This is a genomic window from Tumebacillus amylolyticus, from assembly GCF_016722965.1.
GTDB classification, from domain to species: Bacteria; Bacillota; Bacilli; order Tumebacillales; family Tumebacillaceae; genus Tumebacillus; species Tumebacillus amylolyticus.
Genome location: NZ_JAEQNB010000001.1, coordinates 20,384 through 41,124 on the forward strand (window position 1 = coordinate 20,384; position 20,741 = coordinate 41,124).

General features: G+C 54.6%; 22 protein-coding genes. 20 read left to right on the forward strand and 2 right to left on the reverse strand.

Going from position 1 to position 20,741, the window contains the following annotated elements:
- The first annotated feature begins 199 nt into the window (after nt 1-199).
- From JJB07_RS00100 to JJB07_RS00110, 3 genes are all read left to right on the forward strand, one after another.
- Complete coding sequence (locus tag JJB07_RS00100; protein ID WP_201630139.1) at nt 200-1,339, forward strand: aminotransferase class V-fold PLP-dependent enzyme; 1,140 nt, start codon at nt 200-202, stop codon at nt 1,337-1,339.
- Between the two features lie 36 nt (nt 1,340-1,375).
- Nucleotides 1,376-2,086 carry a DUF554 family protein gene (locus JJB07_RS00105; protein WP_201630140.1) on the forward strand — a complete coding sequence of 237 codons (711 nt, stop codon included), beginning with the start codon at nt 1,376-1,378 and terminating at the stop codon, nt 2,084-2,086.
- A gap of 79 nt (nt 2,087-2,165) precedes the next feature.
- The gene (locus JJB07_RS00110; RefSeq protein ID WP_201630141.1) at nt 2,166-2,672 is read left to right on the forward strand and encodes a DUF4446 family protein; all 507 of its coding nucleotides are present in this window, start codon (nt 2,166-2,168) and stop codon (nt 2,670-2,672) included.
- Nucleotides 2,673-2,771: 99 nt separating this feature from the next.
- Here the strand turns inward: JJB07_RS00110 and JJB07_RS00115 are convergent, their stop codons facing one another.
- Both JJB07_RS00115 and yyaC read right to left on the reverse strand, forming a co-directional pair.
- Nucleotides 2,772-3,026 carry a YkuS family protein gene (locus JJB07_RS00115; protein WP_201630142.1) on the reverse strand — a complete coding sequence of 85 codons (255 nt, stop codon included), beginning with the start codon at nt 3,024-3,026 and terminating at the stop codon, nt 2,772-2,774.
- An 80-nt stretch (nt 3,027-3,106) separates the two neighbouring features.
- Nucleotides 3,107-3,790 (reverse strand): spore protease YyaC, encoded by a 684-nt coding sequence (yyaC, locus tag JJB07_RS00120; protein WP_201630144.1) that lies wholly within the window; start codon nt 3,788-3,790, stop codon nt 3,107-3,109.
- A gap of 136 nt (nt 3,791-3,926) precedes the next feature.
- On the opposite strand from yyaC, the gene JJB07_RS00125 reads away from it, so the two are divergent.
- The 17 genes from JJB07_RS00125 (at nt 3,927) to JJB07_RS00210 (ending at nt 20,694) form a co-directional block, all read left to right on the forward strand.
- A complete protein-coding gene (locus JJB07_RS00125; RefSeq protein WP_201630146.1) occupies nt 3,927-4,505 on the forward strand; it encodes a hypothetical protein in 579 nt (192 codons plus the stop codon).
- A gap of 37 nt (nt 4,506-4,542) precedes the next feature.
- Nucleotides 4,543-4,791 (forward strand): putative Se/S carrier protein, encoded by a 249-nt coding sequence (locus JJB07_RS00130; RefSeq protein ID WP_201630148.1) that lies wholly within the window; start codon nt 4,543-4,545, stop codon nt 4,789-4,791.
- Nucleotides 4,792-4,824: 33 nt separating this feature from the next.
- Nucleotides 4,825-5,769 carry a mechanosensitive ion channel family protein gene (locus tag JJB07_RS00135; protein WP_201630149.1) on the forward strand — a complete coding sequence of 315 codons (945 nt, stop codon included), beginning with the start codon at nt 4,825-4,827 and terminating at the stop codon, nt 5,767-5,769.
- A 24-nt stretch (nt 5,770-5,793) separates the two neighbouring features.
- Nucleotides 5,794-5,997, forward strand: coding sequence for a DUF951 domain-containing protein (locus JJB07_RS00140; RefSeq protein ID WP_201630150.1), 204 nt, complete (start codon nt 5,794-5,796; stop codon nt 5,995-5,997).
- The gene (locus JJB07_RS00145) at nt 5,997-8,021 is read left to right on the forward strand and encodes a molybdopterin-containing oxidoreductase family protein (RefSeq protein WP_201630151.1); all 2,025 of its coding nucleotides are present in this window, start codon (nt 5,997-5,999) and stop codon (nt 8,019-8,021) included. The genes JJB07_RS00140 and JJB07_RS00145 overlap by 1 nt, the downstream gene beginning before the upstream one ends.
- A 210-nt stretch (nt 8,022-8,231) precedes the next feature.
- On the forward strand, nt 8,232-8,477 hold the full coding sequence (locus JJB07_RS00150; RefSeq protein WP_201630152.1) for a WYL domain-containing protein: 246 nt from the start codon (nt 8,232-8,234) through the stop codon (nt 8,475-8,477).
- 58 nt (nt 8,478-8,535) lie between these two features.
- On the forward strand, nt 8,536-8,799 hold the full coding sequence (locus JJB07_RS00155) for a DUF3892 domain-containing protein (RefSeq protein WP_201630153.1): 264 nt from the start codon (nt 8,536-8,538) through the stop codon (nt 8,797-8,799).
- A gap of 118 nt (nt 8,800-8,917) precedes the next feature.
- Entirely contained in the window at nt 8,918-10,018 is a 1,101-nt protein-coding gene (gene ychF, locus JJB07_RS00160) for a redox-regulated ATPase YchF (RefSeq protein ID WP_201630154.1), read from the forward strand.
- A 78-nt stretch (nt 10,019-10,096) separates the two neighbouring features.
- The gene (locus JJB07_RS24460) at nt 10,097-10,828 is read left to right on the forward strand and encodes a single-stranded DNA-binding protein (RefSeq protein ID WP_283809030.1); all 732 of its coding nucleotides are present in this window, start codon (nt 10,097-10,099) and stop codon (nt 10,826-10,828) included.
- Nucleotides 10,829-11,439: 611 nt separating this feature from the next.
- A complete protein-coding gene (locus tag JJB07_RS00175; protein ID WP_201630156.1) occupies nt 11,440-13,071 on the forward strand; it encodes a P-loop domain-containing protein in 1,632 nt (543 codons plus the stop codon).
- Nucleotides 13,072-13,218: 147 nt separating this feature from the next.
- Complete coding sequence (locus tag JJB07_RS00180; RefSeq protein WP_201630158.1) at nt 13,219-13,650, forward strand: YciI family protein; 432 nt, start codon at nt 13,219-13,221, stop codon at nt 13,648-13,650.
- Complete coding sequence (locus JJB07_RS00185; protein ID WP_201630160.1) at nt 13,650-14,906, forward strand: sigma-70 family RNA polymerase sigma factor; 1,257 nt, start codon at nt 13,650-13,652, stop codon at nt 14,904-14,906. The genes JJB07_RS00180 and JJB07_RS00185 overlap by 1 nt, the downstream gene beginning before the upstream one ends.
- Before the next feature lie 363 nt (nt 14,907-15,269).
- A complete protein-coding gene (locus JJB07_RS00190; RefSeq protein WP_201630161.1) occupies nt 15,270-16,517 on the forward strand; it encodes a hypothetical protein in 1,248 nt (415 codons plus the stop codon).
- Nucleotides 16,514-18,712: a tetratricopeptide repeat protein gene (locus JJB07_RS00195; protein WP_201630162.1), complete on the forward strand. Its 2,199-nt coding sequence runs from the start codon at nt 16,514-16,516 to the stop codon at nt 18,710-18,712. Before JJB07_RS00190 ends, JJB07_RS00195 begins: the two co-directional genes overlap by 4 nt.
- 115 nt (nt 18,713-18,827) lie before the next feature.
- Nucleotides 18,828-19,706, forward strand: a complete 879-nt coding sequence (locus JJB07_RS00200; protein ID WP_201630163.1) for a pentapeptide repeat-containing protein — start codon at nt 18,828-18,830, stop codon at nt 19,704-19,706.
- A 125-nt stretch (nt 19,707-19,831) separates the two neighbouring features.
- Complete coding sequence (locus JJB07_RS00205) at nt 19,832-20,161, forward strand: ArsR/SmtB family transcription factor (protein WP_201630164.1); 330 nt, start codon at nt 19,832-19,834, stop codon at nt 20,159-20,161.
- 23 nt (nt 20,162-20,184) lie between these two features.
- Nucleotides 20,185-20,694, forward strand: a complete 510-nt coding sequence (locus JJB07_RS00210; RefSeq protein ID WP_201630165.1) for an SRPBCC domain-containing protein — start codon at nt 20,185-20,187, stop codon at nt 20,692-20,694.
- Nucleotides 20,695-20,741 lie beyond the last annotated feature (47 nt).

Here is a 20,741-nt window from a genome sequence, read left to right on the forward strand (position 1 = left end):
AAAAATTGTCTATTTGCTTTTTTCAGAGAAAGGGAGGGGTTGGAGGAGGGGAGCAGGGGGAAACCATGTGTTTTGTTGAGGCAAAAGAGGAAGAGAGCGCCCGGATGACAATTCGTGTGCCATAAAGTAAACTGCAAAGAGATGGTACAACCTAGATTCGAGGTTGGTTTTTACAAAGAACTGACAGGAGGCTTGTTCCGTGATCTACCTCGACAATGCTGCATCCAGTTTTCCAAAACCGCCGGACGTGCTGACCGCGATGGAAACGTGCCTCCGCGACTACGCCGCCAACCCCGGTCGAGGCACGCATCAACTCGCGATGAAAGCGTCCCGCGTGCTGTTTGAAGCCCGCTCCAAAGCTGCGAAATTGTTCGGTGTGAAGAACAGTGACAACATCGCTTTTACCAAAAATGCGACCGAAGCCCTCAACCTCGCCATTCACGGGCTTTTGAAAAAAGGTGACCATGTGATCACCTCCACGCTCGAACACAACTCCGTCCGCCGACCGCTCGAATTTCTTCGGCAGCAGGGTGTGATCGAATTGACGTATGTGTCGGGAGATGAGCACGGGCGTTTTCACGCGGAGTCGATTCGTCCTGCCATCCGTGAGAATACACGCCTGATCGCCGTCACGCACGGCTCGAATTTGACGGGGACGCTTCTTCCGATTGCCGAGATTGGGGAGATCGCCAAGGAGCACGGACTTCTCTTGCTCGTGGATGTCTGCCAGACGGCGGGGGTCTACCCGATTGATGTGGAAGCGATGAATATCAGCTTGCTTGCGTTCACCGGACACAAGAGTCTCTACGGCCCGCAAGGCACCGGCGGTCTCTACATTCATCCGGACCTCGATCTCGTTCCGCTCATGCAGGGCGGCTCAGGCGGGTACTCGGAGTTGATCGACATGCCGCCGACCCGTCCTGACCGCTATGAAGCGGGGACGCCGAACACCGTTGGATTTGCGGGACTGCTCGCCGGGCTGAACTTCCTCGAAGCGACAGGCATTGAATCCATCCGCGCCCACGAGGAAGCGCTGACCACACGCCTGCACCAAGGCTTACAAGACATCCAGGGCGTCACCGTCTACGGGCCGCCGCTCGGAGAGCCGCGTGTTCCGATCGTTTCCTTTACCATCGAGGGCTTTGAGTCGCACGAAATCGGCTTCATCCTCGATAAAAACTACAGCATCTGCGTCCGCACCGGTCTGCACTGCGCACCGCTCGCACACGAAACGGTCGGCACCCTCGAACATGGACTCGTTCGTACGTCCATCGGGTATTTCAATACAGAAAACGATATTGACGCCCTCCTGCAAGCGGTGCGTGACATCGCGTTTTAAGCAGGAGCGCTCTCTGGAGAGGAGACAACGATCCACGTGGCACTGCTAGGTACGATCGTCAATTCACTGGCGATCATCATCGGGTCTTTCATCGGGATGTTTCTCAACCGCATCCCGGATCGCATGAAGACCACTATCCTGCAAGGTCTTGGCATGGCGGTGTTCGTCATCGGTCTCTCGATGGCCTTGAAAACGGCGACCGCCGACGGGTACGACCTGTTCTACGTCATCGCCTCGCTCGTGTTTGGCGGGTTGCTCGGCGAAATTCTCGACATTGAAGGCAAACTGCACGCCTTCGGACGCTTCATTGAATCGAAGATGAGTCGCTTTGGCAACGGCAAAATTTCCGAAGCGTTCGTCTTCTCCTCGCTGGTCTACTGCGTCGGGGCGATGGCAATCGTTGGCTCGTTACAATCCGGTTTGGAAGGCAATCATAAAATTCTCTACACCAAAGCGATGCTCGACGGTTTCTCCGGGATCTTCTTCACATCGGCGATGGGCATCGGCATCGCGCTCTCGGCGATTCCCGTGTTCCTCTACCAAGGCTCGATTGCGCTCATGGCAGGCTGGCTTGCCAGCGTACTCTCTCCGGAGATCATCGGCGTCATGTCCGGTTGCGGTGGTCTCCTCATCATGGGGATCGCGTTCAACGTCTTGGAGATCAAAAAAATCAACGTCGGCAACCTGTTGCCGGCCATTTTCATCGCCGGAATCGTGAAATGGATTGCCATGAAGTACGGCTACTAAAAAGCACCACATCCGCGCACGCTATGTTACAATAGCAGTTGTGTCCTGAGGGGTACGAGGTCGAGAGGGGGTACATAAGATGGTCGATTCGAAGCAATGGATGTTGCAAAACATTGACCTCGTGATCGCGCTTTTATCCGGACTTGTCGTGCTCTTGCTGATCCTGTTCATCGTCAACACGATCCGCACAGCCCAAGTGCGCAAACGATACCGGAATCTCATGAAGGGCTTGAAGAACGCCAACTTGGAGGAGATTCTCTTCCACTATTCCGAGGACGTTCAGCGACTGCAAGAGCAAGTGCAGGGAGTTGCTTCCACGCATGAGCGCTTGCAACGCGAAATTGAATTGTCTGTCGGCCCGGTCGGCGTCCTGCGCTACAATGCGTTCCCTGATGCCGGAAGCGATTTGAGCTACAGCATCGCCCTTCTCAACCGCGAGGCGGACGGCGTCGTGCTCTCCAGCATCTTCGGCCGTGAAGAATCGCGCACGTATGCCAAACCTGTACTCGCAGGAGCTTCCACCTACAAGCTCAGCGAGGAAGAGCTAGAAGCGATCCAAAAAGCAATCGCTCAATTGAAGCGTTAGCACCCTGCCTGCAGGGTGCTTTTTTCATAGGAACCACGAGAAAAAAACATCCCGGGGCGCAGGGCACCCCGGGATGTTGTCATTCTCGATTGGACGGGACTACTGTTGTTGAATCTGTTTGAGGCGTTTCGAGATGTCCTCCGGCGTCAGGCCGTGCGCGTTGATGACCGGTGCTTGGGTCGTGGAGTTCTCGACCCCCATCACGTTGATGTCAGCGCCGGAGATGATGATGGCATCGAGGCCCTGACCGTTCTGGCTCTGATTGTCCAGATTGACGCATTGGTACCCCTCTTGGCTCAGGTAGTCACGGACCGTGCTGAGGTTTTGCTCAATCGCCACTTTTTTGTTCGTCATGATACCAAGCCCCCTTTGGATGGTCTTGTGAAACCTCTCCTAGTATGTGCGCGGGGGACAGGGCTATGCGAGGCGAACTTTTACAGAAACGGAAACAGGTTGGAACGCACCGAAGAGATCCGCTCGGAGAGCGTCGTTTTGGTGTCGAGGGACGATGCGTTCAGGTCGTTCACGGCAAGACGCGGCAGAGCTTGTGCCGCTTGAACGGCCTGAAACAGACCGTCGGCGATGCAGTCTGCCATGCGCATCACGATCGAGAGGCGCGTGTTCTGCAGCACGAAGTATTCCATGAACCCTCCGACGTTGACGATTCCGGTGATGTGGATGTTGCCGACTTCGGGCAACACTTTGTTCACACCGGCTCCCGGCTTCAACGGGCCGTTGCCGATGGTGACCAGTCCGACGCTTGCAATCTGCCCGAGGCAGGCATCGACGGCGATCACGAACGGGTCTTGGAAACGACCTTGAATCTCTTGGATCGTTTCTTTGAGGTTGACTGCATGGACAGGTGATTCAAGCGTACCATAGACAGTAACGTGAGGTTCATCGGACAAACGTGCCGACAGTTTTGCCCCCACCAGCGGGCCTAGTGCGTCGCCGGTGGAACGATCCGTACCGATACAAACGATCACGACATGGCGATCTGTGCCGTACTCCGAAACATGGGAGAGAAGTCGCTCGGCGAGAGATTCCACCGCCCGTGATTCGGTATGATCAACCTTGAACGGCGCACCGCCGATTTTCGCATTGTTTTCCTTCAACATGGACACCCTCCGCAAGCAAAGACTTTTAATAGTATATGCATGGGGGGGACATTCCATACGGGGCGGGTCGTCTAATTTTTCGAACCTTTGCCGCATACAGTCTCTAGAGGACAACCTGCGGAGGAGGAAGGTAGAGATGGTCGATCTGTGCATCGCCGTGGTACTATCATGGTGTGTCTGGTTCGGATGGCAACGAGGGTTCTGGCGGACGTGCATGGATGCCATTGCGCTGCTCGTGCCGATGTTCCTGCTGACATTTTCCATCCCGTTTTTGAAAGGCGTGCTCGTAGACAAGAGTTGGAGTTTCGCTCTCGCCAAATGGATGGCCGGTCACCTCGTTCACACATCGCCGCAATCGAGCGGTTTTTTAAATGTGACCCAAGCAACCCCCGTCGTGCAGGGACTCGGTCCGGATGTCTCCGTGATCGTGGAGCGCCTGTATGATCTGCTGTTGCTCGGCCTCATGGGCGGGACGGTGTTCGTCGGGTTGCAGATGATCTTGCGCGTCTATGAAACCCTCTGGCGCAATGCGCAGGGGATGTGGAAGTCGAGATTCGTGGGCAGTGCGGTCGGACTTGGGATCGGAGCGACGATTTCTACTTATCTGGTAAGCGTTCTGGGGCTGGTCTGCTGGTTGGACGGCATGCAGTGGTTAGACGGAGAATTAATGCATTCGATGTTTGTGCGGAGTTTGTACCGCTTGATATTTTGGTGAGGTCTCGAATTTTATAGAGAGAGTGGGGATTTGGAGCATGGAATACTGGTTGGTGGCTTTTGATTCGACGCACCATGCGTTGCGTGCCGAAGCGGAGTTGGAAGGAGCGGGGTTGGAGATCGACATCCGGCCGACGCCCAAAGCGGTGACGGCGGGCTGTGCGCTCGCGATTGATTTCGAACCGCAGGATTATGACGCGGTGCGTGCGATCATCGCCGACCGGGAGATTGTCGTGCGCGGCTATTTCAAGCCGGAGGGAGACGGCTACGAGGTGCTGCAAGCATGATAGAATAGAAGAGAGAAACCGGAGGTTTGGAGTATGGCTTACTACCTGCAGGTCTATGACAAGTTCATCGAGAAATTGCTCGACGCCCAGTTCTGGATCAACATCGGCTGGGTTGTTTTAAAAATAGCGGTGATCTTGCTGATCGCCAAAGCTGTGATGAAACTCGCGGACTCGGCGGTCACGAAGATCTTCAGCGGTCGTGCGATGCGCATGGACGAGCGCCGAAGCAAGACGATGACCACTTTGCTCCTGAACGTCACGCACTACGTAGTGTACTTCATGGTGATTCTCACCGTGCTGTCCAACTTGGGGCTCAACGTCACCTCGCTGATCGCCGGAGCCGGCGTGATCGGTCTCGCCATCGGTTTTGGCGCGCAAAGTCTCGTGAAGGACGTCATCACCGGGTTCTTCATCATCTTCGAAGACCAGTTCGGCGTCGGAGACAACGTCATGATCAACAACAACGTGAACATCCGCGGCAACGTCGAGGAAGTTGGTTTGCGCGTGACGAAAATTCGCGCGTTCCAAGGCGAGATGCACATCTTGCCGAACTCGCAGATTCAGCAGGTCACCAACTATTCGAAAACCAACTCGCTTGCGGTGTTGGACGTCTCCGTCGCCTATGAGGAGAATTTGGAGCACGTCTACCACGTCTTGCGTGAGGTAGGCGAACAGTTGCAAGCCGAAGACGAGCGCATCACCGGCAATCCGCAGGTGCTTGGCGTGCAGAACTTCGGTGCCCACGAAGTCGTCGTGCGGATGACGGTGGAGTGCAAACCGATGGAGCACTACGGAGTCGGGCGCGTGCTGCGCCAACGGATCAAGGTGGCGTTTGAGAAGGAAAACATCGAGATCCCGTACCCGAAGCAAGTCAACCTGTTCCACGGCGAAGGCGAGAAAAACGCGGCAAGCCGCCCTCAAGAGGAGCAGAAACCGGAAAAGCAAACGCAGACGGAGAAACAGCCCGGCAAGGCGTGAGACGAGAGCAAAGGGGTACCCGACATGGAAGGGAAACAGTTTGAACTGGGTGATGTCGTACAGATGAAAAAAGCTCATCCCTGCGGTACGAACGAATGGGAACTGCTTCGCTTGGGGATGGACATTCGCATCAAATGTGTGAAGTGTGGGAGAAGCGTGATGCTCCCGCGTCGTGAATTTGAGCGCAACATGCGCAAAGTGTTGCGCAGCAAGGGAGGGGAAAGCTGATGGCGGTCGAGTTGATCAAAACGGCGTGCCCGCTCGATTGCTGGGACTGTTGCGGCATGATCGCGCATGTCGAGGACGGGCACTTGATCAAAGTCGAGGGCGACCCCGACCACCCGATTACGCAAGGAACCCTCTGTGGCAAGGGCCGCAAACTCGTCGACCGCTACCATCACGACGAGCGCGTGCTGGAACCGCTGAAAAAAGTGGACGGTGATTGGCAGCCGATCTCGTGGGAGCAAGCCTTCCGCGAGATTGCTGACAAGATGAAATCCGCCCGCGTTCAATACGGACCGACTGCGATCATGCACCACTATGACTACGGGTCGTCGGGCTTGTTGAAAGTGCTCGAACAGCGCTTTTTCAATCTGTTTGGCGGTTTCACAGACACGATTGGCTCGATCTGTTGGGGGGCGGGCTTGGAAGCGCAGAAATACGACTTCGGCTTCGCGAAGAGCAACCATCCTGATGACGTGGCGGCGAATACCGATGTGATCGTCGTCTGGGGCCGCAATGTCTCGGTGACGAACATGCACATGATGCCCTATCTCAAGGCCGCGCTCAAACGCGGAGCGGAGTTGGTCATCATCGACCCGTTATTGACTGACTTGAGTGACAAGGCAGTCAAGCAACTGCATCCTCGACCGGGCTCCGACGGAGCTCTGGCGTTGGGGATGGCGCGTCATCTGCTGGATCGCGGGTTGGTGCAGGAATCGTTCGTACGCGATCATGCAGTTGGCTACGAAGTCTTCGCAGACTATCTGCGTCAGGAATGGACGGTCGAGCGAGCGGCTGATGTAACGGGGATTGAACCGGATGACATCCGTTGGCTGGCCGAGCGGTACGGTTCCGGGCAAGCGACGTCGACGATTCTCGGACTTGGCATGCAGCGCTACTCCAACGGAGGCAATACGATTCGTTTGATCGACGCACTCGTTGCGATGAGCGGGAATGTCGGGCGTCCGGGCGGCGGTGTGCAGTACGGAAACCAAGTGCATCGGTTTGACTATGACACGCTGATGGCCAATGACAAGCCGAGAGCGTACCGCGCGTTCACGAAAGTCACGGAAGCTGACGAGATGTTGGCTGTGCAAGACACCGAAGAACCGGTGAAGATGCTGTTCGTGACGCGAGCCAATCCCGTTGCGCAGTTGCCGGAGACGGGCAAGACGCTTCAAGCATACGGAGCGGTCGATTGCATCGTCGTGCTAGATATGTTCTTGCATGACACGGGTATGATTGCGGACTACTTCCTGCCTTGCACGACCGTTTTTGAAGAAGAAGACATCATGTACAGCTCGATGTGGCATCCGTACATGACCTATGTAAATCGCGTTGTCGAACCACGTGGGAACACCAAGCCCGATTGGGCGATTCTGCAAGGCTTGGCAAGAGAGTTGGGATTTGTGGAGGAATTCGGTGAGGGAGACAGTGTCCATGAGTGGATGGACATCGCCTTGAAACCGCTGGAGGAGCGCTTCGGCATCACCCGTGAGAAGTTGCAGGAGAAAGGCATCCTCGCGGCACGGGAGGAGCCGGTAGCATGGGCTGACTACAGATTCGCAACGCCCAGTGGAAAGTATGAGTTCTATTCAAAAACGGCAGAAGCGGACGGAGCTTCTCCGATTCCGGTCTACGAGGAGTCGGTGGAGAGCCCGCTGAGGGACCGAGCACGGGCAGAACAGTATCCGTACCATCTGCTGACGATTCACCCGCGCCGTTCGCTGAACAGCCAGTATTACCATGTGTTGAAGATGCCCGACAAACCGCTGGTGGAAATCTCGCCGTTGATCGCCAAAGAGACGGGCCTGACCGATGGCGACCTCGCCCGCGTCTACAATGACAGGGGCGAAATCCTCGGCACGATCAAGATCACAGACGGCCAACACAAGCGCACGATCAAGATCGAAGAAGGTTGGTGGGGAATCAAAGGCACGATGCTCAACGCCCTGACCTCCAACCGTCGCAGTGACTTAGGCATCGGCTCGACGCAGTACGATTGCCTCGTGAATCTCGCAAAAGCCTAAGCCGACGCAAAACGAAATCAAAAATCTCTATCTTTGAAATGGCTCCCAGGTCTCTGCTTTTGCGCAGAGTGTAGTCCTCCCTCGCCCAGAGCGGGTGGGGGACTTTTTTTATTTTATGGACTGGCATAAAGAACGTGTGTTCGTATATAATATAACCACAGAGAACAAACGTTCGCAAGTGTTTGGTTGAAAAAAAGTGGAGGTGACGACATGATGACCAACAAAGAACTGCAGATTGCCTACCGAGAGCACCGCCCCGTGTCTCTCATCTATATGGACCGCAACGGAGAGATCTCCCAGCGCGTCGTCCAAGTCCGAGGCTTCACCGACGACGGAATCCAAGCGTATTGCTACAAGCGACGCCAACCCCGCACTTTTTTACACGAACAGATCCTCGCCGTCTCGCTGCAAGTTCCGCGCTCTCATCTGTCGTCCCCTGCACGGCACTACGGATAGAGAACTCGCTCCCCGCACATTCTACCTCTAGACAGCAGGTTCAACAGGAGGGACAGAAATGGGCGAGAAGATCATCGCGGTCCGCAAAGACCTGAACGGAGACATCGCCGAGGTGATGACCCACACCGGGCGCGTACTCTCCATCGAGCATGCGATGCAAGAAGCTCGTCAAGGCAAATTTGACAGCATCGACGCACTCGATAAGGAAGGCAATTGGTACATTCAGTCCAGCACCGGCGATGGACAGCCGGAATCCGGGGGCAATCTCGACACCTTGCCGTCCTTCGAACAAGCGATGCACGAGGACAATCTGGAGGGCTGAGAAAAAGGGTTCCGGCACGCCCCGTGCGGAGCCCTTTTTTCACGTGGAACATTCGTTTTTTTTCCTTAGCGGATTTTGATATAATGGATAGTGGACTATTTTTGGAGGTGCTAGCCAAATGGCTTTATCCGTAGGGATCGTTGGGTTGCCGAACGTCGGTAAATCCACTCTTTTTAATGCAATCACCAAAGCAGGAGCAGAAGCGGCAAACTATCCGTTCTGCACCATTGACCCGAACGTGGGGGTCGTCGAAGTTCCGGACGAGCGTCTGACCAAGCTGACGGAGATCGTGGTACCGAACCGTGTCGTTCCGACCGCGTTTGAATTCGTAGACATCGCCGGCCTCGTTGCCGGTGCGTCCAAGGGCGAAGGTCTGGGCAACAAATTCCTCGGCCATATCCGCGAAGTCAACGCCATCGCGCACGTGGTCCGCTGCTTCGAGGACTCGAACATCACCCACGTTGCCGGCAAAGTCGACCCGCTCAGCGACATTGAGACGATCGATCTCGAACTGATCTTCTCCGACCTTGATTCGGTGGAGCGCCGTATCGACCGCACCCGCAAGTCTGCTAAAGCCGGCGTCAAGGAAGCGATTCTCGAAGTCTCGGTCCTCGAACGACTCAAGGATGCGTTTGAGAACGGCAAACCGGCGCGTTCCGTCGAGCTCGATGATGAAGAGAAATTGGTCGTCCGCGACCTGCACCTGCTCACCATCAAGCCGGTTCTCTACGTCGCCAACGTCGCCGAAGACGAAGTGGCGAATGCGGAAGAGAACCAATATGTGAAAAAAGTTCGCGAACATGCGGCTACCGAAGGCGCAGAAGTCGTCGTGATCTCGGCGAAGGTGGAATCGGAAATTGCAGAACTCGAGGGCGAGGACAAGCAGATGTTCCTCGAAGAACTCGGCCTTGCAGAGTCCGGTCTCGACCGTCTGATCAAGCAAGCGTACAAGCTGCTCGGTCTGATCACCTACTTCACCGCGGGCGTGCAAGAAGTTCGTGCTTGGACGATTTCGCAAGGCACGAAAGCACCGGGTGCTGCGGGCGTCATCCACACCGACTTTGAAAAAGGCTTCATCCGTGCTGAGACGGTCGCATACGACGATCTCGTGAACTACGGTTCGATGAACGCCGCGAAAGAAGCGGGCAAAGTTCGACTTGAGGGCAAAGAGTACGTCGTCAACGACGGCGACGTCATGCACTTCCGCTTCAACGTGTAATCCGTTCGCGCCTTACGCGACAAGCCCAATACGTGCCCCGCTGGTGGGCGCGAACTTTTTTCCGAGGAGGAGAATTTCATGTTGAACCGCATTATTCTGATCGGTCGTCTGACGGCCGACCCGGAACTGCGCTACACCCCGTCCGGTACGGCGGTAGCTCAGTTCTCGCTGGCGGTAGATCGCCCGCGCACGAACCAGAACGGCGAGCGGGAGACGGACTTCATCAACATCGTTGTCTGGCAGAAGCAAGCTGAACTCTGCGCGCAATACCTGCGCAAAGGTCGGATGGCAGCCGTCGACGGTCGTCTGCAGATCCGCTCCTACGAAAACAAAGAAGGCCAAAAAGTCCGCGTCGCAGAAGTTGTCGCGGAGGGCGTTCGCTTCCTGGACCGCGGTGAAGGCGGCGGCGGTGGTAACCAAGGCGGCGACTTCGGTGGAGGCAGCTATGGCGGCGGAAACCAAGGTGGTGGCTACGGTGGAGGAAACCAAGGAGGCGGAGGCTTCGGCGGTGGAAACCAAGGAGGCGGAGGCTTCGGCGGTGGAAACCAAGGAGGCGGAGGCTACGGTGGAGGAAACCAAGGAGGCGGAGGCTTCGGCGGTGGAAACCAAGGAGGCGGAGGCTTCGGCGGTGGGAACCAAGGAGGCGGAGGCTTCGGCGGTGGGAACCAAGGAGGCGGAGGCTTCGGCGGTGGAAACCAGGGAGGCGGAGGCTTCGGCGGTGGAAACCAAGGAGGCGGCAAGCGCAATGACGACCCGTTCTCCGATGACGGCAAGCCGATTGACATCTCGGATGACGACCTGCCGTTCTAGGGCGGTCATACGAACAGCATTGCAAGAAATGCGAGAGATCCCTTGTGTAACAAGGGGTCTTTTTGTTTTTGTACGTAAGGTTTGATTTGACAATCGATGAACCTGATGATACGATTGTGTTGTTTCAAAATAAATCGTAATGAGGTGAGGACAAATGAAAACAACAAAAAAATATACGTCCTACCCTCATCTTGCTATGTAGTTGTTCCTTTTACGAATTCATTTGGCTCTGAGGGTAGGATTTACTCTCAGGGCTTTTATATTTTGGCAAAAGGAAGGTGTATGCCTTCTTGCCGGTCAATGACAGCCACTTACGGAGTGGCTGTCATTTTTTTTTAGGGTGATTAAGAACTTCATCAGGGGGAATGTGTATTGACCTTGAGTTACACAACATGGAATTCGTTTCGTCAATCCCTTATTCCAAAGGATAAAGGACCCCCTTCGTAAGAGATCGTTTCAACCGGGGGTCGTTACCCGTTATTCAGCGCTTACCAATCATGAAGGGATGATGTTTTATTAAAAGACTCGCTCAGTATTTTCGCTCGTTACAATCCGGACAGTCATCGTACCGTCTGATTTATGAAGGTTCATACTTTGATCAAGCAGAAGGGGTGACGATCAGTGACCCAACCTATTGGAACAACGATGTTGCCTTTTGCTTTGAACGGACGCATAAACTCACACAGGATAAACCATGTATCACCATAAAAATACCGTTTGAACGTCTCGGTTTAGATGAAAGTATGGATGGAGTTGTTCTCTCAGATTTTGCATTAAGAGGATGGGTCGGTCATATTGAGGCATTAAATGAATTGATTTATAACCGTTCACGTCCTGATCAAGAAAATGGTGCTTTTTATTGTTTTCGTCCAACCAATGTGGTGTTGCAACGGAATGCATCCTTTGTCGAGTTCAGCTCAGGAACATGGTATCTATGCTTACTGATTACAGTTCAACTTCCGATCAAGGATAATGGGAAAGCGATGCGAATGCTCTGCAAAATGCTTCCCAAAGAAGTGGAGGAGTTTATTGCAGAGTTTGATCTCAGCGAATTACGTGCTTCCTTTGAGTTGGTAAAAAAACAAAACATGATTCGTGAATGGCTGAAATCCAGTGAGTATTGTGCATTTATTGCGAATGGCAGTATTTTGCCAAGAAATAAAGACAACAGCGGGCCACTGGAGGGTGCCTTGCCTTTTACATCCCCGGAAGATCTTGAAGTTGAAATTTGTGGTGTGCGTGGAATGGGAATCAAACAGGGTGTAACGGTCATCATCGGCGGTGGTTATTCGGGGAAAAGCACGATGCTGGATGCACTGAATTCGGGGATTTACAATCACGTCATAGGCGACGGACGAGAGTTTGTGATTACAGACCAAAGTGCCATGGAAATATCTGCAGAGGAAGGCCGTTCGATCCGAAATATCAATATTACGCCTTTCATAAAATGGATCCCGAATGGTTCGGCTGAACAGTTTTCAACTGACTACGCCTCAGGCTCCACATCTCAAGCTGCAAATATTATGGAGGCAATCAACTTCGGGTGTAAGCTTCTGCTGCTTGATGAAGACAGAAGCGCGACAAATTTTATGATTCAAGACGCTAAAATGCGTTCGTTAATCAAGCGTGAGCCCATTACACCTTTTACGGAACGTGTCAGGGAGCTTTATGAGTCTGTTGGCGTATCTTCCGTTCTTGTGATTGGAGGTAGCGGTGAATTTTTATCCGTTGCCGATCAAGTCATCTTGATGGACAACTTTGTGCCCAAAAACGTAACCCAGGAAGCAAAACAGTTATGTGAACACGACAAACCGAGCGAACGGATCCCCCTTACAAAATGGGAGATAGAAAGAAGGATCACCTCTGATCACTTTTCGAGCTATCCACAGGGCAGTGGTACGGAAAAGCTGATGGTTTCAGCTATGGGATACCTGATGGTAGGAGAAGAACAAGTTGATATCAGAGGACTTTACAATATCACCTCACACGCCCAGCTTGCAGCGATTGCCTTTTTACTTCGAAAAATTGCGATCAGCAATCAGGACCGAATCATCTTTCTTCATGATAAGATCAAAAATGCTCTCGAAGAGATGGAGAGAGAAGGAGTGGATCTTGTGTTTTCTTCCTTTTTCCCTGGTTTCGAGAGGTGGCTTGAACTACCAAGGATTAACGAAGTGTTATCTGTGATCAACCGAATGAAACATTTGGATTTTATAAAAAGTACACAGAACATGGAGGCGTGAATCAGTAAGAGACGTGGGGCGGGAGGGTATTCATTGGAACACGTTGAAAAAAAGAATTTAGAAAATATTTTTTATCCTGTCGATTTTGGTATCTCCCATTCGTTGCCCATATAGAGACAAGTTACAGACAAAAGGAGAAGATTCCCGATGAGATTCATGTTGGTTGTCAAAGCAACAAAAAGTTCAGAGGCCGGCATCATCCCCAATCAAGAGCATTTTGACGCAATGCGGAAGTTCAACGACGAGTTGGCGAGAGCAGGCGCACTGATTGCCGCTCAAGGACTCCACCCGAGCTCGAACGCGATTCGCATCTCGTATCCGGAACCCGGTGGAAAACCAAAGGTGGTGGACGGACCGTTCACGGAAGCAAAGGAACTGATCGCGGGCTTCACGTTGATCGAGGTGAAATCGAGGGAAGAGGCGATCCAGTGGGCGATGCGGATGCCGGACCCGCACGGCTTCGGCGAGGGCGAAATCGAGCTGCGCCAAGTGTACGAAGTGGCGGAATTTACGCAGGATCCGGAAGCGATTGCCAGAGAAACTGAAATGATTGAACGTGTGAAGAGGAAGCTGACGTAGTGGAGGAATCCGCTGTCCACCGCACCATCGATGGCATCTGGAGAATTGAGTCGGCCAAGATCATCGCCGCACTTGCACGGATCGTACGCGATGTCGGGATTGCCGAGGATTTGGCTCAAGATGCGCTTCTCATCGCGCTGGAACGGTGGACGGATGAGGGCATCCCAGAGAACCCCGGAGCGTGGCTGATGACAACTGCGAAACGTAGAGCTTTCGATCACCTGCGTAGAAGTAAGGTACGTGACCGCAAGTACGAGGAGCTAGGCCGGGAGATTGATTCACAGCAAGAGCCGGATTGGGACGAAGCGCTCGATGATCCCGTTGGCGACGACCTCCTTCGTCTCATCTTTACGACCTGCCATCCTGTTCTTTCCTCTGAAGCTCGGGTGGCGCTCACACTCCGGCTGCTCGGGGGATTGACGACCGAAGAAATCGCAAGCGCGTACCTTGTTCCGGAACCGACCGTTGCCCAGCGGATCGTTCGAGCGAAGCGTACGCTCACGGCTGTGCGAGTGCCCTTTGAATTGCCGCCGAAGGACGAGTTGCCGGCACGGTTGTCGTCTGTGCTTGAGGTCATCTACCTCATGTTCAACGAGGGCTACGCCTCGTCTACCGGCGAAAACTGGATTCGGCCCGTGCTCTGCCAGGAAGCACTGCGGCTTGGACGGATCTTGGCCGAAATCGCGCCCGATGAGCCGGAAGTCCATGGACTCGTGGCATTGATGGAAATTCAATCGTCCAGATTCAGGGCGCGGGTCAGTCCAAGCGGAGAACCGATTTTGCTCATGGACCAGAACCGAGCTTTATGGGATCACCTGCTCATTCGCCGAGGGCTGACTGCGATCGAACGGGCCGAGCGACTCGGCAGGGCGTTCGGTCCCTATCTGATTCAAGCTTCGATCGCGGCGTGTCACGCCCGTGCCCATACAGCTGCGGAGACGGATTGGGTCCGGATTTCGGCGCTGTACGAGGCTCTTTCCCAAGTCGCTCCTTCGCCCGTCGTCGAACTGAATCGTGCTGTCGCGCTCTCGATGGCGTTCGGCCCGGAAGTGGGTCTAGAAATCGTCGATGCGTTACTGCAAGAACCGTCCATGAAAAACTACCATCTCCTGCCCAGCGTTCGAGGAGACTTTCTCATGAAGCTGGGACGTAAGCAGGAAGCCTGTTTGGAATTCAAACGTGCCGCAACCCTGTCACGCAATGAAAAGGAACGCGATTTACTTTTGAGGCGCGCTTCCGATTGCGCCGCGGAGTAGGACCCCTAGAAGGACAAGGGGTCTTTTTTTTTCGGCGTGAACACCGGGGAGCGCGAAAAAAGATGATTTAAACCGTCGAAATTTGTTGAAAAGTAATAATTGTTTTTATTTTTAAAATATTGTATCTTTAAGGCGTAGGAGGGAGCACAAGTTTCCAACTACATACTACAACTCGAAAGGGAGGAATTTATCATGAAAAAAATGTCCATCAAGAAAACCGAGGCTGTAAAACTCACCACCGCTGCTTCGCTGTACGGCGAGCCGTGCTGGGTTATCGCGTAAGGACTTCTTCGTGAAAAAAGCGGGGCACAGCGATGTCCCCGCTTTTTTTCTTATCCATCGAGGAATTGAGGTGAATCACACATGGACGATCAACAAGACCAACGAAAAATACACCTGCACCCGCTGACCTTTCTCCCCGACTCGGAAGGGGTGTCCATCGGGAGGTTTGGAACGGATACATTTGCCGTGTTCCCGGAGGACGGCGCGGAGTTGATCAAGCAATTGCAAGCAGGTCTCACCGTGGGCGAAGCGGCCCGCTGGTACCAAGAAACCTATCACGAAGAGCTCGACATGGGGGATTTCTTGGAGATCTTGCGCGATCTCACGTTTGTCATCGAGGAACCCGAAGGCGGAGACCTACATACGAATGATCCCGCAACCTCCCGCTCGGACAGCTCACCGCTTCGAGGCCAAACGCTCGGAAAGTGGGCGTTCACTCCAGTCGCTTGGATTCTCTACGCGGTGCTGATCGGGGCGGGCGTTGCGTTTCTATGGAAGTACCCGGAGTTACGGCCTGCGCGAAAGCACGTCTTTTTCACCGACTATACAACCGCGATCATCCTCGGGCTGTTTGTCGGGCAGATGCTCGGCATTTTGGTTCATGAGAGCATGCACTTGCTCGCCGGTCGGCGACTGGGGCTGCCGTCCAAACTGAGCGTCGGACGTCGGATGTACATGCTGGTGTTCCAAACGTCGATGCCGGGAATCGCAGGTCTGCCGCGCAAGGTGCGGTATCTGCCGTTTTTGTCGGGGATGTTTGGGGACGTGCTGTTTTTCTCGGCGCTGGTCCTGCTTGCGGGGATTACGCAAATCCTCACAGGCGAGCTCAATCTCTTCGCAAGGTTCTGCTTAGCGCTCTCATTCACTACAATCCTGCGGTTTCTCTGGCAGTTCTACTTCCATTTGCAAACGGACATCTACTACGTCATCGTCACGATCCTCGGCTGCGTCAACTTGCAAGAGACGGCCCGGCAGAAGATCGCGAACGTTTGGTACCGCCTGATTCGCGCCGACCACAAAATGCACGACCCGTCGCGATGGGCGGAGACGGACACCAAAGTGGCGCGGTGGTACGGGCCGGTGTACAGCGTGGGGTATGTGTTTTTCCTGTACGTGTTGGTGTTTGTTATGTTCCCCATTGCGTATAAGTTTTTGTCCACCGTCTTCATGAATCTGTTGCACGGCTCCACCGACAAAATGTTGGATTCGGTGCTGTTCATCGTCTTCAACGGCATCCAATACGGGGTCGTGGTGTGGCTGTATGTGCGAGGTCGCCTGACGCGACGCCGCAGTCAAAAATCAATCGTCCAAGGAGGAGTAGGGAAATGAGCATGGCACAGACGCAAAAACATCGCTGGATCACAGGACAGACCCACGCCGACCGTGAAGCGGTGTATGGGGCAGGGGACGCGGGGCAAGGTGTCTTTTTCATCGAGGCGCATCGTCAGTTGAGAGGTCCGTATACGGCGGCCGGCGAGCTGTTGCGTCAACTGATTCCGACCGTGCAACAGCGTTGGCCGGAGCTTGTGGAACGCCACGTCGTCGAAATTTTAAGCCTTGCGCCGGAGTTGCGTGCAGTCGTGCCGACGTCCCGTGAAACGCTGACGTCTATCGCCATTCCCGAAGAGCGGACCCGTTTTTATGCCCGCGCACGCACGCTGCGCTTGACCAACGGCGTCATCGAGCTGTTGAAAAAACTCGCAGACCCGGCGCGCATGGGCCCGTTGAAACTCGTGTTTGAAAACGCGGGGGATTGCGAACACCTCGACGGCGAGTTTTTCGCGACGATTTTGCGCCGTGCTCATCCCGCGCAGATTGAAGTCACGCTCAGCACGAAGCCCGAAATAGAGCAAGAGATGGTTCGCGAAGCTCTGGAGAAATACGCCGAACGAGTTGAAGCTCCGGCGACAACCCAGCACCAACCGGCTTCAATCGAAACGGACGTTCTCGCACTCGCCAAACGCTTTGTGCAATCCGACGGCATCTCCGACCGTGCCGAGGAAATCGCGGCCTACGAATCTCTCACCGAGGAGCAACGCCAAGCTCTGCACGATGAACGGGCGGACGAGTTGGTGGCGCGTGACGAGGTAACCTTGGGTCTCGGGGCCATCCCGTGGCACCGCGAGCGGGGGAGTTCAACGAAAGCGGCGATTCTTGCGTTGCGTACTCCTCTGGATTACTGCCTCAACATGGGGTTCTACGAATCGTGCTTGGACTTCGGCTTGCGAGGACGCAAATTTGTGGATTGGTCGGATGAGAACTTGGAGATGATGTGGGCGTTCACGACGAAGTCGACCAACTCGCTGGCCGCTCTGGGTCGCGCCGAAGAAGCGGAAGTTCTCTACAACGACGCCCGCGCCCACACGGACAACGAAGTGATCCTCATGCAAGCCGCCTATGCCACGTCGATGCTCTACACCCGCCATCGCCAAGACCGCGACCACTCGACCGCCCGCTATTGGATCAACCAAGCGCTGGACCTCGCCGCGAAAGTTTCCGATGAAAAAGGGCGCATCTTCCGCACCGTTTTCTACAACAACGGCCTCGCTCTCGTCGAAATGCACGTCGGCAACATCGAAGAAGCGCTGCGCCTCGTGACGGACGGGCAAGCTCGCCTCAACGAGATGCTCGGCGAGAACGAGCAGATGTTGCACCGCTCGGTGCTCATGAACAACAAAGCGCATATCCTCAGCGCGATGAAACGCTACGAAGAAGCGCTTTCCGAATTAAACGAAGTAATCGCGATCGACCCGAACTACCCGGAGTATCACTTTGACCGGGGCAACGTGTTCAGCAAAATGGATCGTCTCGCAGAAGCCATCAACGATTACACGCACGGCATCGAAATTTCGCCGCCGTTCCCGGAACTTTACTATAACCGTGCCGCCGCGTACAACCGCATGGGCGAAACTCAAAAAGCGCTCGCCGACTACTCCTATCTCTTGGAAATCGAGCCGACCAACCTCGACGGACGCTTGAACCGCGCCACTCTGTATCTGGAAGCGGGAGAGACAGGTGCTGCCCGTTTGGACGTGGAGGAAGGGCTCGCCCAAGACCCGCAACACGCGCAACTTCTCTGCACGCTAGGCTTGATCGAGATGGCGGAAGAGCACCCCGAAGCGGCGGAAAAAGCGCTCCGCGCCGCCCTCGCCGTAGACGAAACTTTGCTGGAAGCCTACGCCAACCTCTCCGTCCTCCTGTTTGAAAAAGAGGATGCACAGGGAGCGGTCGAGGTTCTCACCGCCGCGATCCAGCACCACCCGCAAGCGGCCGTGCTGTACTTCAACCGCGCCTGGGCGTTGCAAGCGTTGGAACGTTATGAAGAGGCCGCCGAAGACTACACGCAAGCTCTGGAACTGGGCTCCGAAGAAGCGCAGGAGATCTATTTCCAACGCGGAGTTTGCCTGCTGGAACTGGGCCTTGAGGAGGAAGCGTTCGCCGATTGGAAGCGCCATCTCGCCAGCGGCGAGTCTCCGTACCTCGACACGATCCAGCAAGTCGCCCCCGTTTTGACCAATCTGTAACAAAAAAGAGGAGACCCCGCTCCGGTGGGTTCTCCTCTTTTTTCGTGCATGAGGGTCTCTATTTCGATAGACTGGACACATAACACTACTCGATGTAGACAGGGAGAGACTACGATTGACTGAGAAGAAAGAACTTGTAGCATCCTTACAAAAAAACAACTTCCTCAGCCTACAAGCCGACTGTGAGAGCTGCTTTGGGTTATGTTGTGTTGCACTGCCATACGCAGCTTCCACAGACTTCGCCAACGACAAAGAGGCCGGTCAGCCCTGCCAGAACCTGCAAGCGGACTTCCGGTGCGGCGTCCATCAAAACCTCAGAGAACTCGGCTTTCGAGGTTGTACCGTGTATGACTGCTTTGGCGCGGGGCAAAAAGTTTCCCAAGTCACGTTCGGAGGAAACGATTGGCGGCAAGTTCCGGGGTCGGCGAAGCAAATGTTCGACGTGTTCCCGGTCGTGCGTCAACTTCAGGAGTTGCTCTGGTATCTGAACGAAGCGCTGACATTCCAAGCGGCCCGTTCGATCCACGGTGCGCTCAGCGATGCAATCGACGAGATCGAGAGCCTCACACAGCGGAGTCCGGAATCTATTTTGGGGTTGGACGTTGCAGCACACCGAGCGACTGTCAACGAACTTCTCTTGCAAACAAGTCAACTCGTCCGATCTAAAGCACGTCATCAGCAGAAGTCCCCCACAGGGCATAAGAAGACCGCGGGTCGCGGTGAAAACCTCAGAGGTGCCGACCTGATGGGGGCAAAGCTTCGAGGCGCTGACTTACGAGGGGCCAACTTGAGGGGTGCTTACTTGATCGCCGCCGATCTCCGAGGTGCAGATTTGCGAGGGGCCGACTTCATCGGGGCTGATTTCCGAGACGCCGACCTCCGTGGTGCCGACCTGACGGACAGCATCTTTCTCATCCAAGCTCAACTCAACGCGGCGAGAGGCGACGCCGACACGAAAATTCCGAAGTCGCTCCTTCGCCCAATCCATTGGTAACGGTCTTCTCAAATATTCATTTACAGGAATATTCCTTGTGTGGTATATTTAGAACATGGGTACGGTAACAAGGCAAACGAAACGAGGTGCCCTACTATGAAGGAATCACGGAAAACATCCCAACCATGGACATAACAACATTCACCGCACTAGCCGAACCCAACCGCTTGCGTATCGTTGAGCTTCTGCGGGGCGGTCCCTTGACTGTGGGGGAGATCGCCGAGCGTCTTCAACTCCGCCAGCCGCAAGCCTCGAAGCATCTGCGCGTCTTGTTGGAGGCTGGGCTCGTCGAGGTAGAGGCAGTTGCCAATCGCCGGAACTACAATCTCCGAGCGGAACCGTTTCAAGCACTGGACGACTGGCTTGCTTCCTACCGCAGCATGTGGGAGGAACGATTCGACAATCTGGAGCACTACCTGCAGAAGCTCCAATCCAAGGAAAACAAGCCAGACTAAAACCAACCATCAGGAGGCCATACATGTCGAACAAAATGACGACCAAGGTAGAGGGGCAAGAATTGATTCTGGAGCGTGTTTTTGATGCACCGCGCGATCTTGTATTTCAAGCGTTCTCCGAAGCTGATCATCTGAAAAACTGGTGGGGACCGCGCGGCTGGACGCTCACGGTTTGCAACGTCGATTTCCGTCCGGGCGGCGTCTGGCATTACTGCATGAAGTGCATCGACCAGAACCAAGGGGACTTCTACGGATTCGAATCGTGGGGCAAGGCAGTCTACCAGGAAATCGTATCGCCGGAGAAGATCGTCTACATTGACTACTTCTCGGATGCACAAGGCAATGAGAACCCCGAGATGCCCTCTTCGCAGATCACGATGACGTTTGAGGAGCTCGATGGAAAAACGAAACTCGTAAGCCGCGCTCGATTCGCTTCCGCCGAAGCGCTCAAAAACGTCATGGATATGGGCATGGAGCAAGGCATCACGGAAACGTGGGATCGTCTCGCGGAGCACCTGCAATCAATCCAGTAGCCACTTGTTTAACGAAAAAAAAAAGACCACCCGTCTCCCTGAGACGA